Annotated in this window: 15 protein-coding genes; 13 read left to right on the top strand and 2 right to left on the bottom strand. The window is 58.7% G+C overall.

Features of this window, described 5'->3' with window-relative positions; genetic code table 11:
- The first annotated feature begins 8 nt into the window (after positions 1-8).
- The 3 genes from C1J02_RS13890 to mraY are packed head-to-tail and all read left to right on the top strand — an operon-like array spanning position 9 to position 4,037.
- The gene (locus C1J02_RS13890; protein ID WP_114880595.1) at positions 9-1,490 is read left to right on the top strand and encodes a UDP-N-acetylmuramoyl-L-alanyl-D-glutamate--2,6-diaminopimelate ligase; all 1,482 of its coding nucleotides are present in this window, start codon (positions 9-11) and stop codon (positions 1,488-1,490) included.
- Positions 1,487-2,908, top strand: coding sequence for a UDP-N-acetylmuramoyl-tripeptide--D-alanyl-D-alanine ligase (gene murF / locus C1J02_RS13885; protein ID WP_114879107.1), 1,422 nt, complete (start codon positions 1,487-1,489; stop codon positions 2,906-2,908). Before C1J02_RS13890 ends, murF begins: the two co-directional genes overlap by 4 nt.
- A 46-nt stretch (positions 2,909-2,954) precedes the next feature.
- Positions 2,955-4,037 carry a phospho-N-acetylmuramoyl-pentapeptide-transferase gene (mraY, locus tag C1J02_RS13880; protein WP_114879106.1) on the top strand — a complete coding sequence of 361 codons (1,083 nt, stop codon included), beginning with the start codon at positions 2,955-2,957 and terminating at the stop codon, positions 4,035-4,037.
- 71 nt (positions 4,038-4,108) lie between these two features.
- On the opposite strand, the gene C1J02_RS13875 is transcribed toward mraY, so the two are convergent.
- On the bottom strand, positions 4,109-5,020 hold the full coding sequence (locus C1J02_RS13875) for a glutaminase (protein ID WP_114879105.1): 912 nt from the start codon (positions 5,018-5,020) through the stop codon (positions 4,109-4,111).
- Positions 5,021-5,093: 73 nt separating this feature from the next.
- Between C1J02_RS13875 and murD the strand changes: the two genes are divergently transcribed.
- Positions 5,094-6,497 (top strand): UDP-N-acetylmuramoyl-L-alanine--D-glutamate ligase, encoded by a 1,404-nt coding sequence (murD, locus tag C1J02_RS13870; protein ID WP_114879104.1) that lies wholly within the window; start codon positions 5,094-5,096, stop codon positions 6,495-6,497.
- Here murD and C1J02_RS13865 read toward each other — a convergent pair.
- Entirely contained in the window at positions 6,494-7,672 is a 1,179-nt protein-coding gene (locus C1J02_RS13865; protein ID WP_114879103.1) for an NAD(P)/FAD-dependent oxidoreductase, read from the bottom strand. The genes murD and C1J02_RS13865 overlap by 4 nt on opposite strands.
- Positions 7,673-7,925: 253 nt before the next feature.
- On the opposite strand from C1J02_RS13865, the gene C1J02_RS13860 reads away from it, so the two are divergent.
- From C1J02_RS13860 to C1J02_RS13820, 9 genes are all read left to right on the top strand, one after another.
- Positions 7,926-9,095 (top strand): putative peptidoglycan glycosyltransferase FtsW, encoded by a 1,170-nt coding sequence (locus tag C1J02_RS13860; RefSeq protein WP_114879102.1) that lies wholly within the window; start codon positions 7,926-7,928, stop codon positions 9,093-9,095.
- Positions 9,092-10,192: a glycosyltransferase gene (locus C1J02_RS13855; RefSeq protein ID WP_114879101.1), complete on the top strand. Its 1,101-nt coding sequence runs from the start codon at positions 9,092-9,094 to the stop codon at positions 10,190-10,192. Before C1J02_RS13860 ends, C1J02_RS13855 begins: the two co-directional genes overlap by 4 nt.
- The gene (gene murC / locus C1J02_RS13850; RefSeq protein WP_114879100.1) at positions 10,189-11,607 is read left to right on the top strand and encodes a UDP-N-acetylmuramate--L-alanine ligase; all 1,419 of its coding nucleotides are present in this window, start codon (positions 10,189-10,191) and stop codon (positions 11,605-11,607) included. The genes C1J02_RS13855 and murC overlap by 4 nt, the downstream gene beginning before the upstream one ends.
- Positions 11,604-11,855, top strand: a complete 252-nt coding sequence (locus tag C1J02_RS13845) for a DUF2484 family protein (RefSeq protein ID WP_114879099.1) — start codon at positions 11,604-11,606, stop codon at positions 11,853-11,855. Before murC ends, C1J02_RS13845 begins: the two co-directional genes overlap by 4 nt.
- Entirely contained in the window at positions 11,852-12,118 is a 267-nt protein-coding gene (locus C1J02_RS13840; protein ID WP_114879098.1) for a DUF2484 family protein, read from the top strand. Before C1J02_RS13845 ends, C1J02_RS13840 begins: the two co-directional genes overlap by 4 nt.
- Positions 12,115-12,396, top strand: coding sequence for a hypothetical protein (locus tag C1J02_RS13835; protein WP_114879097.1), 282 nt, complete (start codon positions 12,115-12,117; stop codon positions 12,394-12,396). The genes C1J02_RS13840 and C1J02_RS13835 overlap by 4 nt, the downstream gene beginning before the upstream one ends.
- A 48-nt stretch (positions 12,397-12,444) precedes the next feature.
- Complete coding sequence (gene murB, locus C1J02_RS13830; protein ID WP_114879096.1) at positions 12,445-13,392, top strand: UDP-N-acetylmuramate dehydrogenase; 948 nt, start codon at positions 12,445-12,447, stop codon at positions 13,390-13,392.
- Between the two features lie 121 nt (positions 13,393-13,513).
- Positions 13,514-14,392 (top strand): D-alanine--D-alanine ligase, encoded by an 879-nt coding sequence (locus tag C1J02_RS13825; RefSeq protein WP_254693289.1) that lies wholly within the window; start codon positions 13,514-13,516, stop codon positions 14,390-14,392.
- Positions 14,380-15,261, top strand: coding sequence for a cell division protein FtsQ/DivIB (locus C1J02_RS13820; RefSeq protein WP_254693102.1), 882 nt, complete (start codon positions 14,380-14,382; stop codon positions 15,259-15,261). The genes C1J02_RS13825 and C1J02_RS13820 overlap by 13 nt, the downstream gene beginning before the upstream one ends.
- The last annotated feature ends 2 nt before the right edge of the window (positions 15,262-15,263 follow it).

Raw genomic sequence — 15,263 nt, 5'->3', positions numbered from 1 at the left:
CTGACATCATGAGCCGCGCGCCCCTTTCACTTTCTTCACTTGGGTTAACGGCGCGCGGTGGCGCCAATCCGAACATCACGGGCATTTCGGTCGACAGCCGGGGTGTAAAGGATGGCTTTTTGTTTGCCGCGATGCCGGGCACCAAGGTGCATGGGGCCGAGTTCATCAAATATGCGGTGCGCATGGGGGCCGCTGCGGTTCTGACCGATGCAAAGGGGGCTGCGATTGCTGCCGATGTGATGGCTGACGCCGGGGTGGCGGTGGTTGTGACCGATGCGCCGCGCGAGGCGCTGGCGCGCACGGCAGCGCTTTATTTTGGCGCACAGCCCGGCACGATTGTCGCGGTGACAGGCACCAACGGCAAAACATCCGTCTCGACATTTGTGCGCCAAATCTGGATCGAAATGGGCTTGGCGGCCGTCAATCTTGGCACCACCGGGGTTGAGGGCGCGTGGGCCGCCCCCTTGGCGCACACCACACCCGAGCCGATTACCTTGCACCGCACCCTGGCGCAGGCGGCATCACATGGCATCACCCATGCCGCGATGGAGGCGTCAAGCCATGGCCTTGATCAGCGGCGTCTCGATGGGGTGACGTTGGAGGCGGCAGGCTTTACCAATTTCACCCAGGATCATCTGGATTATCACGAGACCTTTGAAGCGTATTTTGACGCCAAGGTGGGCCTTTTTGCGCGGGTTTTGCCCGAAGATGGCACCGCGGTTGTCAACATCGACGATCCCAAAGGCATCGAGGTTGCAGCCATCGCAAAAGCGCGTGGGTGTGAGGTGATCACGGTCGGGCGCGATGGTGGCGATCTGCATCTGACGGCACAGCGGTTTGACGCGACAGGGCAGGATTTGCGATTTGAATGGGCTGGCAAGACCTATCAGAAACGGCTGAACCTTATCGGCGGCTTTCAGGCGGACAACGTGTTGTTGGCCGCAGGTCTGGTCATTGCCTGCGGCGGTGATCCTGCCGAGGTTTTCGATACCATCCCGCACCTCAAAACCGTGCGCGGCCGCATGCAGCTTGCCGCGACCCGTGACAATGGTGCGGCGGTGTTTGTGGATTACGCCCATACACCAGATGCGGTTGCGACCGCCCTTTCTGCAATGCGTCCGCATGTGATGGGACGACTTATTGCGATTGTCGGTGCAGGGGGTGATCGCGACAATACCAAACGCCCGTTGATGGGGCAGGCGGCAACGACACATGCAGATATGGTGATTGTGACGGATGACAATCCAAGGTCCGAGGACCCTGCCTGCATCCGCGCGGCTGTTCTGCTTGGCGCGCCCGAGGCGACGGAAGTCGGCGACCGGGCAGAAGCCATTTTGCGGGGGGTTGATGCGCTTGGCCCTGGTGATGCACTTTTGATCGCTGGAAAAGGCCATGAGACTGGTCAGATCGTGGGCGATGATATTTTGCCGTTTGATGACGCAGAGCAAGCCAGTGTCGCGGTTGCCGCATTGGACGGGAGAATGGCATGACCCTATGGACCAGCGATGCGGCGGCAAAGGCGACGGGCGGTCGTGCGCAAGGCACTTGGGCCTGTGACGGCGTGTCGATTGACACACGCACGATTGAGGCGGGGGATCTCTTTGTTGCCCTAAAGGACGTGCGTGACGGGCATGAATTTGTGGCACAAGCCTTGGAAAAAGGTGCCAGTGCCGCCCTTGTTGACCATATTCCAGCTGGTGTGGCATCGGATGCACCTTTGTTGATTGTGGATGATGTTTTGCAGGGCCTGGAACGTTTGGGGGCCGCCGCGCGGGCGCGCACGGATGCCAAGGTTGCGGCGATCACGGGCAGCGTCGGGAAAACCTCCACCAAGGAAATGCTGCTGGCGATCCTGAGCGATCAGGGACGGACCCATGCAAGCGTGGCCAGCTACAATAACCACTGGGGTGTGCCGCTGACCCTCGCGCGGATGCCGCAAGACACCCAATTCGCAATCATCGAAATTGGGATGAATCACCCCGGAGAGATTGCGCCCTTGGCAAAGCTCGCAAAACCGGATGTGGCTTTAATTACAACGGTTGCCGCAGCCCACCTTGAAGCGTTTGATAACGTGGCGGAAATTGCCGTTGAAAAGGCTTCGGTGTTTGAAGGGCTGAAACCGGGCGGCATGGCGGTGATCAACGCCGATATCGAGCATGCTGCAATTTTGATGGCCAAGGCAATCGACTGCAAATTGCGACAGATTGAATTCGGCGTGCACGGATATCAATACAAGCTCAAGGACGTGACGGTTCAGGCGGATGCCACCGTGGTGCAGGCCGATGCGGATGGCGTGCCGCTGTTGTTCAAGATCGCCACGCCGGGACGGCATTTCGCAATGAACGGCCTGGGCGCGTTGGCTGTGGCACAAACGATGGGTGCTGATCTGGCACTGGCGGCGGGGTCACTGGGCCGTTGGTCGCCCTTCAAAGGCCGCGGGGTCCGCGAAACGATCTATCTTGATCCGGTGGAAACCCATCTGACCCTGCAGTTGATCGACGACAGCTATAATGCAAACCCAACCTCGATGGCCGCAGCACTGGAAGTTCTGGCCACCTCAGAAGTGACCCACGACATCGGGCGGGTCAGCAAAGGCCGCCGGATCGCATTTCTGGGCGATATGAAGGAATTGGGGCCAGATGAAATCGCGCTGCATGCCGGTTTGGCCCACTTGGATCATACGCAAGCCCTTGATGTGGTGCATTGTGTGGGGCCGTTGATGAAGTCGCTATATGCGATATTGCCCGAACATCAGCGCGGCGATTGGTATGCGACTACTGAGGAAATGCTGGCCGGTCTGCGCGAACGGCTCGATTCAGGTGACGTTGTGTTAGTTAAGGGATCACTGTCGATGAAACTGGGGCTGGTCGTTGACGCCATCCGTAAAATGGGCCATCGGGTGGCCTGAGATTTAGGGGCAAATGCCCAAAAAACGATGAGTTAGGACACACTTCATGCTCTACTGGTTGACCCTACTGTCGGATGGTGGCGATTTCTTTAACCTGTTTCGCTACATCACCTTCCGGGCTGGTGGTGCATTTATGACCGCGCTTGTCTTTGGCTTTCTGTTTGGCAAACCGCTGATTTCTGTGCTGCGCCGCCGGCAAGGCAAAGGTCAGCCTATTCGCGATGATGGTCCTGAGGGCCATTTTGCGAAGGCCGGCACCCCGACCATGGGCGGTTTGTTGATTGTAGGCGCATTGCTGACCTCAACCTTGCTTTGGGCGCGGCTGGATAATCCGTTTGTGTGGCTGGTGCTTTTCGTCACGATGAGCTTTGCCGCAATTGGTTTTGCCGATGACTATGCCAAGGTCAGAAAGCAGACGGTGGCAGGTGTGTCAGGTAAGGTACGGCTTGTGCTGGGCTTATTGATTGCCGCGATTGCAGGGTATTGGGCTGCGCAATATCATCCTGACGGATTGCAGTACAAACTTGCGCTGCCGGTGTTCAAGGACACCTTGATCAATCTTGGCTTTCTGTTTGTGCCGTTTGCTGTGATCGTGATCGTGGGGTCGGCCAATGCGGTCAACTTGACGGACGGGTTGGACGGGCTTGCAATCATGCCTGTGATGATTGCGGCAGGCACATTGGGCGTTATTGCCTATGCCGTTGGCCGGGTTGATTTCACCGAGTATCTGGATGTGCATTATGTGCCCGGTACCGGCGAGATATTGATTTTCACCGCCGGTATTTTTGGCGGCGGCTTGGGGTTCTTGTGGTACAACGCCCCCCCCGCAGCGGTGTTTATGGGCGACACCGGGTCCCTGGCCTTGGGTGGTGCATTGGGTGCGATTGCCGTGGCGACAAAGCACGAATTGGTGCTGGCGATTGTCGGTGGCCTGTTTGTGGTCGAAGCGCTGAGCGTGATCATTCAGGTGCTCTATTTCAAACGCACCGGCAAGCGGGTGTTTTTGATGGCCCCGATCCATCACCACTATGAGAAAAAAGGCTGGGCTGAACCGCAGATTGTCATCCGGTTCTGGATCATCTCGTTGATCCTGGCGATGATTGGCCTGGCGACGCTGAAGGTCCGGTAGCGGCACCTGCGGCGGGGGCCACCCTGCGCGCTATGCCCGTCCTGTAACCATTCTTTGACGCCCAAACGCGCTCAAAAGATGGACCAGCTCATCTGACGCGCCAGACTGGCGAGGGCTTCGGTGCCCTTGAGTGAATTGCCATAGCGGTTAAGCCCCGGTGACCATACCGCGATGCTGGCGACGCCCGGCACGATGGCCAGTATCCCACCGCCGACACCAGATTTGCCCGGAATGCCGACGCGGTAGGCAAAATCGCCTGATCCGTCGTAGTGGCCGCAGGTCAGCATCAATGCATTCAGCCGACGGATGCGGCGCGGTGTGACAAGGCGGGGCAGGCCCGGAGCATCGACCAGAAAGCGGCCCGCCATGGCCAGTTGGATTGTTGTCATTTCCAACGCGCAATGATGAAAATAGGTGCCAAGCGTCATTTCCGGTCGGTTTGTAAGGTTGTCACAGGACGCCAGGAAATGCGCGAGCGCAAAGTTGCGGTGGCCAAAGGTGGTCTCTGATGCGGCGACCTTGTTGTTGATGTGAATGTCGTCGGACCCGGCCGCCGTGCGCACAAACTGCACAATCTCGGCCAAAGCCTCGCGGGGTTGTCTGTTGCCCAACACGGCATCTGTGGTGACAATCGCCCCTGCATTGATGAAGGGATTGCGGGGGCGGCCTTGTTCTTGTTCCAATTGCACGATGGAATTGAACGCGCGCCCCGATGGTTCACGGCCGACCCGTGTCCAAAGCTGATCGCCAATGCGGCCAAGCGCAATGGCGAGGGTGAAAACCTTGGTGACGGATTGCACGGAAAAAGGCGTGTCTGCGTCGCCCGCGCTGTGCAGGGTCCCGTCAGCCAGAACAACCGCGATGGCGAATTGTTTGGGGTCAATGCGGGCCAGTTCGGGAATGTAATCTGCAACCTCTCCCCAGATGTCGTCGTCGCGCATCTGGTCGTTCAAGCGCGGCAGGATCGCATCTAGATCAGGCATTTCGGTGGCTCCTGCTTGTGAAGGGCGCATATTACGACCATTCTGCGATCCAACAGGTATCAGGGGTTTTCAGATGATTCCAGTAAGGGGATTGGACGGCACACGGGTCGCGGTTTTGGGGCTGGGTCGGTCAGGCCTGAGCGCTGCTCGCGCGTTGGTCGCAGGCGGGGCTGAGCCGGTATGCTGGGACGATAACCCAAGCGCGCGCGAGATCGCTGAGGCAGAAGGTTTTGCCTGTGCCGATCTCAAGAAATCCGGCGCGTTTGAGGGCATTGCCCGGCTGATTGTAAGCCCCGGCATCCCGCATTTGTACCCGGCACCCAACCCGGTTGTTGTCGCCGCTTGGGCCGCGTGTGTGCCCGTGGACAATGACATTGGGCTCTTTTTCCAAAGTTTTGCGACGTCGGAATGGGACAATTTTGATATTGCCCCGCAGGTCGTAGCAGTGACCGGATCAAACGGGAAATCCACGACTTCGGCGCTGATCCACCACATCCTTGAGCATGTTCAACGGCCTTGCCAGCTGGCGGGAAACATTGGGCGGGGTGTGCTTGATCTGGACCCTGCCGTGGATGGCGAGGTCGTGGTGCTTGAACTGTCGAGTTATCAAACCGATCTGGCACGCAGTCTGACCCCGGATGTGGCGGTCTTTACTAACCTCAGCCCGGACCATCTGGACCGGCACCACGGATTGGGCGGCTATTTCGCAGCCAAAAGACGGCTCTTTGCCGAAGGCGGGCCGGACCGCGCGGTGATTGGTGTCGACGAGGATGAAGGGCGCTTTCTGGCCGGGCAACTCAGCGAAGGTCCGACAGACGACCGGGTGATCCAGATCAGCGTGGAAAGCAAGCTGACCGGGCCGGGATGGCAGGTTTTTGCGCGCAAAGGGTTCTTGTCGGAATACCGTAAGGGCAAGCAGATCGCTTCGGTTGATCTGCGTGGGATTGCGGGTTTGCCGGGGGCGCATAACCATCAAAACGCCTGTGCTGCCTATGGTGCGTGCCGGTCCTTGGGTCTTGCCCCCAAGGTGATTGAGGCGGCGTTTCATACGTTTGGCGGGCTGCCGCATCGGTCACAGACCATTGGCGAGGCGGATGGCGTGCGGTTTGTGAATGACAGCAAGGCAACAAATGTTGATTCCGCCGCCAAAGCGCTGGCAGCATTTCAGAACATCCGCTGGATCTGTGGCGGGCTGGAGAAAGAAGGCGGGCTGGACGGATTGGCCGCCGCAACGGGATCGGTGCGCAAGGCCTATGTGATTGGTCGGGAAGCAGCGCAGTTTGCCATGCAGTTGACTGTGGACGCAGAGGTTTGTGGCACCATGCAAGTTGCGGTCGCAAGAGCGGTTGAAGAGGCTGAACCGGGGGATGTGATCCTGCTGGCCCCGGCGGCGGCAAGCTTTGATCAATATGACAGCTTTGAACGGCGTGGCGAGGATTTTGCCGCTCAGGTTCAGAAAGTTACGGGCGCGCGTTAATCATTTGAAATCGCATGTGCGGCAGCCATCGCCGATGACCACGCCCATTGAAAATTATACCCACCCAGCCAGCCGGTGACATCCACCGCTTCACCGATGAAATAAAGGCCGGGTATGGCGCTGCTCATCATTGATTTTGACGACAATTCCTTGGTGTCGATGCCGCCAAGGGTGACTTCTGCCGTGCGGTATCCTTCGGTGCCGGACGGATAAAGCACCCAGTTTTGCAAAGCCTCTGTCAGGGTTTGCAATCGCGCGTCTGACCAATCCGCCAGATTGCCGCTCAGATCGAATTGGCCGCACAGATGGTCTACCAGGCGGGCGGGCAGGTGCTGTGCCAGCACATTGGTCAGATTTCGACGGCCAGAGATTTGGCGTTGCTCGCGCAGTGCAGCAAAAATATCTGTGTTGGGACAAAGATTTACAGTGATGGGTTCATTGTCGTGCCAATAAGACGAGGCCTGCAAAACCGCGGGGCCAGACAGGCCACGATGGGTAAAAAGCAACGCTTCCTCAAAACTCGCGTCACCGGCAGTGATTTTGGACGGCGTTGCGACCCCGGATATCGGGGCAAAGCGGCCTTCGGCGAAGGTAAAGGGCACCAGACCGGCGCGGGTGTCTGTAACTGATACCCCGAATTGTCTCGCAATATCATAGGCTAAACCGGTTGCGCCCATCTTGGGGATGGATTTGCCACCGGTTGCAATAACAAGGTTGCGGGTGGTCACGTGCTGGGTCTTGCCCGCGGTGGACAGATCAAAGGTAAACAACCCGTTGTTCTTTGCAAAGTTGCTGGCAGTTGTTTGCAAGAAAAGCTGCACCTTGGCCGCCTCCATCATCCGCAGCAACATCGCAACGATGTCTTTGGCCGACGTGTCGCAGAACAATTGCCCAAGCGTTTTTTCGTGCCACGCAATGCCATGCGCCTCGACCAGTTCGATAAAATCCCACTGGGTGTACCGGGCGAGGGCAGATTTTGCGAAATGTGGGTTCTGGCTGATAAATGCGTCGGGTGTGCAGTGCAGATTGGTGAAATTGCACCGCCCACCGCCGGAAATGCGGATTTTTTCGCCGGGCGCACGGGCATGGTCCACGACCAGAACGCGCCCACCGGCATGGGCCGCGCACATCATGCCGGCGGCACCGGCCCCTATGATTGCTGTATCAACCTGCATCTTGTCGGCTCTGCCTTGTTCAGGCCGCGTGGTCAAGTTGATGCGCTCCGGGGTGCGCGCCCTGATTTGGGCGTGGCACCCTGGATGCCGTCCTGTCCGAACAGGGTGCCCCAAGTTTTTGGCCAGACCCGGAGTGGCTTGTGCGGGCAAAATAGACTGGCCCCATCGGCAAAAAGCCGCTATGCTTGGGATTGAGACCCCGAAAAGGGGCCACCCCGGTATCGGGAAACGAGGCAGTGCAAGGCAGACTACCATGACAGAAATGGTCTATGGCGCGGTTCCCGTTCGGGATGGCGAGCCAATTCTCCCCAAATGGTGGCGCACCGTTGATCGCTGGGCGATGGGCTGTGTTTTGTTGTTGTTTGCCGTGGGGATGTTGTTGGGTCTGGCCGCCTCTCCGCCATTGGCGGCGAAAAACGGATTTGAACCATTTCATTATGTTCAGCGGCAGGCGTTGTTTGGCGGCTTGGCGATATTGACCATGGTTCTGACGTCGATGATGTCGCCCACTGTCGTGCGTCGACTTGGGGTTTTGGGATTTATTGTCGCTTTTGTCGCCCTTGCGCTGCTGCCGTTTTTTGGCACTGATTTTGGCAAGGGTGCGATGCGCTGGTATTCGCTGGGCTTTGCCGCGATCCAGCCGTCGGAGTTCTTGAAACCCGGTTTTGTTGTAGCGGCAGCCTGGATGATGGCCGCCGCGCTTGAGATCAATGGCCCGCCGGGCAAGACTTGGTCCTTTGCGCTTTGCATATCCATCGTGCTGATGTTGGCGATTCAGCCCGATTTTGGACAGGCTTGTCTGGTGTTGTTTGGTTGGGGTGTGATGTATTTTGTGGCTGGCGCACCGATGGTTTTGCTGGTCGGTATGGCGGGTCTGGTCGTGGTTGCGGGCACAGTGGCATATTCGAACTCCGAACATTTTGCCCGCCGCATTGATGGTTTTTTAAGCGTTGATGTCGACCCGACGACGCAGCTTGGCTATGCCACCAACGCGATCCGCGAGGGTGGTTTGTTTGGTGTTGGTGTGGGCGAGGGCGAGGTGAAATGGTCGCTGCCTGACGCACATACGGATTTCATTATCGCGGTCGCGGCCGAGGAATACGGATTGGTTTTGGTGATGTGCATCATCGCGCTTTATACCGGTGTTGTCGTGCGGTCGCTGTTGCGGCTGGTGCGTGAACGTGATCCGTTCATCCGGTTGGCGGGCACCGGGCTTGCCTGCATGTTTGGCGTTCAGGCGATGATCAATATGGGTGTTGCGGTAAGGCTGTTGCCGGCCAAGGGCATGACCTTGCCGTTTGTGAGTTATGGCGGATCCTCCGTGATTGCCAGTGGCATTGCCGTGGGCATGCTGCTTGCGTTTACGCGCACCCGCCCGCAAGGCGAGATCAGTGATATTCTGGGCAGGGGACGCAGTCGATGAAGGCACCTTTGCTGATCATTGCAGCAGGCGGCACGGGCGGGCATATGTTTCCCGCGCAAGCGCTGGCTGAGGTGATGTTGATGCGCGGTTGGCGCGTCAAGCTCAGCACAGATGCGCGCGGCGCGCTTTATACGGGCGGTTTTCCCGATGAGGTCAAAATTACCCAAGTAAACTCGGGCACTTTTGCGCGCGGTGGGCTGGCCGCCAAGGCGATGGTGCTGCCGCGCATATTGGCAGGTGCCACAGGGGCCGCGATGCGCATGATGCGCGACAGGCCCGCTGCGGTTGTGGGTTTCGGTGGCTATCCGACAATCCCGGCGCTGGCTGCGGCATGGGTGTTGCGATTGCCCCGCATGATTCACGAACAGAACGGCGTTTTGGGCCGCGTGAACGAACTGTTTTCCAAACACGTCGATGCGGTTGCCTGTGGCACATGGCCGACCACGTTGCCGGACGGGGTTCAGGGTGTGCATGTGGGCAATCCGGTGCGCAGGGCAGTGCTTGAGCGGGCGGGAGCGGGCTACATCCCGCCGGGCAATTACCCGATGGAAATTCTGGTGATGGGTGGCAGTCAGGGTGCGCGCATCCTGAGCGATGTAGTGCCGCCAGCGATAGCGGGCCTGCCGATGGACATGCTTAAAAACCTGCGCATCAGTCATCAGGCGCGCAACGAGGATGGCCAGCGCGTAGCGGATTTCTATGCTCAAGCCGGGATTGACGCCGATGTGCAGCCGTTCTTTGACGACGTGCCCCGCCGCATGAGCGAGGCTCAACTTGTGATCAGCCGCGCAGGGGCGTCATCGGTGGCGGATTTGTCTGTGATTGGACGCCCTTCAATTTTGATCCCCTTTGCCGCTGCAACGGGCGATCACCAAACCGCAAATGCACGGGGGCTGGTCGAGGCCGGCGCGGCAATCATGGTACCAGAAGGTGCCGCCACCCCTGAAAGTCTGGGCGCGCAAATTGAGTTGATTTTGGGCGATTCCGATGGTGCCTTGAAAATGTCGCTGGCAGCCATTTCAATTGCCAAACCTGAAGCGGCCGAAGCCTTGGCCCAGATCGTCGAAGAACTTGCGAAAAAAGGAAATGACAAATGAATGCAGCGGCGACAAAACTGCCGACCGACGTGGGGCCAATCCATTTTGTGGGGATCGGCGGGATCGGCATGTCAGGCATCGCCGAAGTGCTGCTGAACCATGGATATACCGTGCAGGGGTCTGACCTCAAAGCGACCAAGATCACCGATCGCCTGGCCAAGCTGGGGGCGTCGATTTTTGAGGGCCAAGAGGCCAAGAACATCGAAAACGCCGAAGTCATTGTAATCTCATCGGCGATCAAGCCCGGTAACCCCGAATTGGATGCCGCGCGCGCACAGGGTCTGCCGATTGTGCGGCGGGCTGAAATGCTGGCTGAACTGATGCGGCTCAAATCCAACATCGCGGTTGCCGGGACGCATGGCAAAACGACAACTACGACACTTGTCGCCGAACTGTTGGTCGCGGGCGGTATTGACCCCACGGTGGTCAACGGCGGCATCATTCACGCCTACGGGTCCAACGCGCGGATGGGTCAGGGCGAATGGATGGTGGTTGAGGCGGACGAATCTGACGGCACCTTCAACCGTCTGCCCGCGACAATCGCGATTGTTACAAATATCGATCCAGAGCATATGGAACACTGGGGCGACTTTGACACCCTGCGTCAGGGGTTTCTTGATTTTGTGTCGAACATTCCGTTTTACGGGCTTGCGGTCTGCTGCACGGATCATGAAGAAGTGCAAAAGCTGGTGGGCAAGATCACCGACCGCCGGGTTTTGACCTATGGTTTCAACGCGCAGGCCGATGTGCGCGCCACGAACCTGCATTACAAAGCGGGTGTTGCATACTTTGACATTGATCTGCAGGCCGAAGAGATCGCGATCAAGGACTGCAGCCTGCCGATGCCCGGCGATCACAACGTTTCCAACGCCTTGGCGGCTGTTGCTGTGGCACGGCATCTGGGCATGAAGGCTGATGAAATTCGCGACGCACTTGCCAAGTTTGGCGGCGTGAACCGCCGCTTTACCAAAGTGGGCGATGTTGATGGGGTGACGATCATCGACGATTATGGCCATCACCCGGTTGAGATTTCTGCGGTGCTCAAAGCCGCGCGGCAGGCCACCGAAGGGCGGGTGATTGCGGTGCATCAACCGCATCGGTATTCACGGCTTAGCCACCATTTCGAAGATTTCTGCGCCTGCTTTAATGACGCGGATGTCGTGGGCATTGCCGATGTCTATGCGGCCGGTGAGGACCCGATTGAGGGGGCCGATCGTGACAGCCTGGTTGCTGGATTGATCCAGCATGGCCACCGCCATGCCCGCGCTGTTCAGGATGAAGATGATCTGGCGAGGCTCGTTGCCGAACAGGCGCGCCCCGGGGACATGGTTGTGTGTCTGGGCGCAGGGACGATCAGCGGCTGGGCCAATGGCCTCCCGGATCGGCTGCGCGCGCTCAAAGGGGCGGCGGCATGACCCTGCTTTGGCTCTCGATCCTGTGGGTCTTTGCCTCTGCCTGCGTGGCGATGTTGCCGATGCGCAGGCAATATGTTCCCGGTGTCATCTTGCTGCTTGCGGCCCCGGTTTTGATTGTGATGATCGGCATACAAGTAAACTGGATCGCGGCGCTGCTGGCGCTGGCGGCCTTCGTGTCGATGTTCCGTAATCCATTGAAATTTCTGATTGCAAAGCTCAAAGGTCAAGATCCGGAGGTGCCACAATGAGCATGTCTTTGTTGCTGGCGTGCCTCTGGGCTGTCATCGCAAATGTGCTGGCGATGACGCCCAGCAAGGATCATCATTGGCGCAATGCCTATGTCCTGATCGCCGTCGGTATCCCAATCCTGGGCTATATCACCGTGCAGCATGGGCCGTGGGTTGGTCTGTTGGTCCTGGCGGGTGGGTGTTCCGTGCTGCGCTGGCCGGTGATCTATCTGGGCCGCTGGGTGCGTCGGAATGTGGCGGCGGTGAAAGGACCGGCGGAATGAGCATGACAGTCACGACGATGCTGGCACTTCTCGCGGTCTGGATGCTGGTCTGTGCGTGGTGCGGATACCGGATACGGGTGATTGCATTTCTAGGGCTTCTGTTGCTTGGGATTGGGCTGAACATGGCCTGGATTGTATTCGGGCTGAACGCTGCTCCGTTTGAGGCGCATGCGCTGATGGCTCAGGGCGCGCTGGCAATGTATGGTATTGGAACGTTCGGCATCGGCTTTCTGGTGGGGCGTCTTGCACGCCAGTTTCGGGCCAGCCGGGTCGAATAGACGCGTTGCCGGTTTGCCCTGAAGCAAGGCGAAAGCTAAGGTATATCTATGGACAAGCTGACACTGCCAATGCCGCGCGGCAGGCTCACTGCGGACCGGCCTTTGAACGATTTGACATGGTTGCGAGTCGGCGGGCCCGCTGATTTTCTTTTTTCTCCGGCGGATGTGGATGACCTGCGCGATTTCTTGCGCGCATTGCCGGATCAGGTGGCGGTTTTCCCCATCGGCGTGGGCAGCAATTTGATCGTCCGCGACGGTGGGTTGCACGCAGTGGTGATCCGATTGGGGCGCGGATTTAACAGTATTGAAATTGACGGCGACCTTGTGACAGCGGGAGCCGCTGCATTGGACGCGCATGTGGCCCGCAAGGCGGCCGATGCGGGGCTGGACCTTACTTTCTTGCGCACCATTCCGGGCAGCATCGGAGGTGCGGTGCGGATGAACGCAGGCTGCTATGGAAGCTATACGGCAGATTGTTTTGTGAGCGCACAGGCGGTCAACCGGGCGGGGGAGTTGATCACACTGACAGCTGCCGACCTGAATTTTCGGTATCGCCAGAGTGACTTAGCGGACGGTTGCGTCCTTATATCAGCTACATTTGAACCGCCGGCGGGTGATCCCGAAACCCTGCACAGTCGCATGGCCGATCAATTGCGCAAGCGTGATGAAACCCAACCGACCAAAGACCGCAGTGCGGGCAGCACGTTCCGCAATCCGGCGGGCTATTCCAGCACGGGCCGGGCCGAAGATGTACATGACCTTAAGGCGTGGAAGGTGATTGATGATGCCGGGATGCGCGGGGCCACGCGCGGCGGTGCACAGATGTCACCCAAGCACCCCAATTTTCTGATCAACACGGGCAATGCCACGGCTGCCGATCTTGAAGGATTGGGCGAAGAGGTGCGAAAAAAGGTTTACGATTCAAGCGGTATAAGGCTAGAATGGGAAATCATGCGCATCGGTGAATTTGCAGGTGATCCGGTGCCTGAGGCATAAGCCGCAAAGCGGCGAACAAAACGACAAACGACAACAATAATCAGGGCCGCAAAAGGTCCGGGACTTAAAAGGCACCAAGGTGGGTACGTCGAGCAGGACAACCCCGACAGTGGCGGTATTGATGGGTGGCCCCTCGGCAGAGCGCGAGGTGTCACTGGACAGCGGGCATGCCTGCGCCGCCGCATTGCGGGAACGGAATTACAAGGTGGTCGAGGTCGATGCAGGCCGCGACCTTGCTGCCGTTTTGACCGAGCTTAAACCAGATGCGGTTCTGAATTGCCTGCATGGGCGTTGGGGCGAAGACGGCTGTGTGCAGGGTTTGCTGGAATGGATGGGCGTCCCATATAGCCATTCAGGCGTGTTGTCCTCGTCCTTGGCGATGGACAAAAACCGCACCAAAGATGTTTACCGTGCTGCCGGATTGCCCGTTGTGGACAGTGTCATCGCTGCGTCTGCCGATGTGCGCAAATCGCATGTGATGGACCCGCCCTATGTGGTCAAACCCAACAACGAGGGATCCAGCGTCGGGATCTATCTGGTGGACGAGGATGCAAACGGCCCGCCACAGCTTGACGCAGACATGCCGGAGTTTGTGATGGTCGAAGCCTTTGTGCCGGGGCGCGAGTTGACCACGACGGTCATGGACGGCAGGGCGCTGACGGTCACTGATATCCTGACGACAGGATGGTATGACTATGATGCCAAGTACAAAGAGGGCGGATCGACCCATGTGGTGCCTGCCGATATTCCCGCGGAGATTTTTGATCTGTGCCTCGATTTCGCCTTACGTGCTCATGTGGCCCTTGGGTGTCGCGGGTTGAGCCGGACGGATTTTCGGTGGGATGAGGCCAAAGGCGCGGACGGTCTGGTGCTTTTGGAAACCAATACCCAGCCCGGCATGACAGCAACATCACTGAGCCCCGAACAAGCCCGGGCTGTTGGCATTTCCTTTCCTGATCTATGCGCCTGGATGGTGGAGGACGCGTCATGTTCAAGATGAACCGCCACCCCAACAGACCTGCCAGGTCAGACCCCGCACCATCGCGTTGGGCATGGCGTATGCAGCGGTTGATGCTGACGCCAGCGTTTCTGTTCGGGCTGCGCGTTGGGGTGCCGTTTTGCATCACATTGCTGGCTGGCACGATTTACCTCTCGGATGCCGACCGCCGCACTGCGATAACGGATGCTGTTGCAGATGCGCGCGCGGGCATTCAGGAACGCCCGGAATTCATGGTCAAGCTGATGGCGATTGACGGGGCCGAAGATGAATTGGCCGCCGAAATCCGTGCCGCTGTTCCACTGCGGTTTCCGCAAAGCTCCTTTGACCTTGATCTCAAGAAAATCCGGGCCGAGATCGATGCTTTGCACGGTGTCAAAAAGGCCAGCGTGCGCATTCGCCCCGGCGGCATTTTGCAGATAGAAGTGACACCGCGCATGCCTGCCGCGATTTGGCGCAGCGAAGATGGCCTGACCCTGATCGACGAAACCGGCGCGCACATCAGCACCATCACCTCGCGTTCTGAATTCCCGCAGATGCCCCTGATCGCCGGGCAAGGTGCGACACGGGATGTGGCCGAAGCATTGCGGTTGAGCCGCGTTGCCGGTGCGCTGGGCAATCGGTTGCGCGGTGTTGTGCGCATCGGTGAGCGGCGCTGGGATGTCGTGCTGGACCGTGATCAGCGGATCATGTTGCCCGAACAGGGGGCTTTGCAGGCCCTGGAACGGGTGATCGCGCTGGAACGCGCCCAAGAGATTCTCACCCGCGATGTGGCGCGTGTGGACATGCGGTTGGCGCAACGGCCAACCGTCCGAATGAACGAAGAGGCCACCCGCGAATGGTGGCACATCAGGCAGAGTGCAGGACAGTAACA

This window comes from Sulfitobacter sp. SK011 (genome assembly GCF_003352065.1).
GTDB lineage: Bacteria > Pseudomonadota > Alphaproteobacteria > Rhodobacterales > Rhodobacteraceae > Sulfitobacter.
This window is presented reverse-complemented; position numbering and strand designations above follow the sequence as displayed.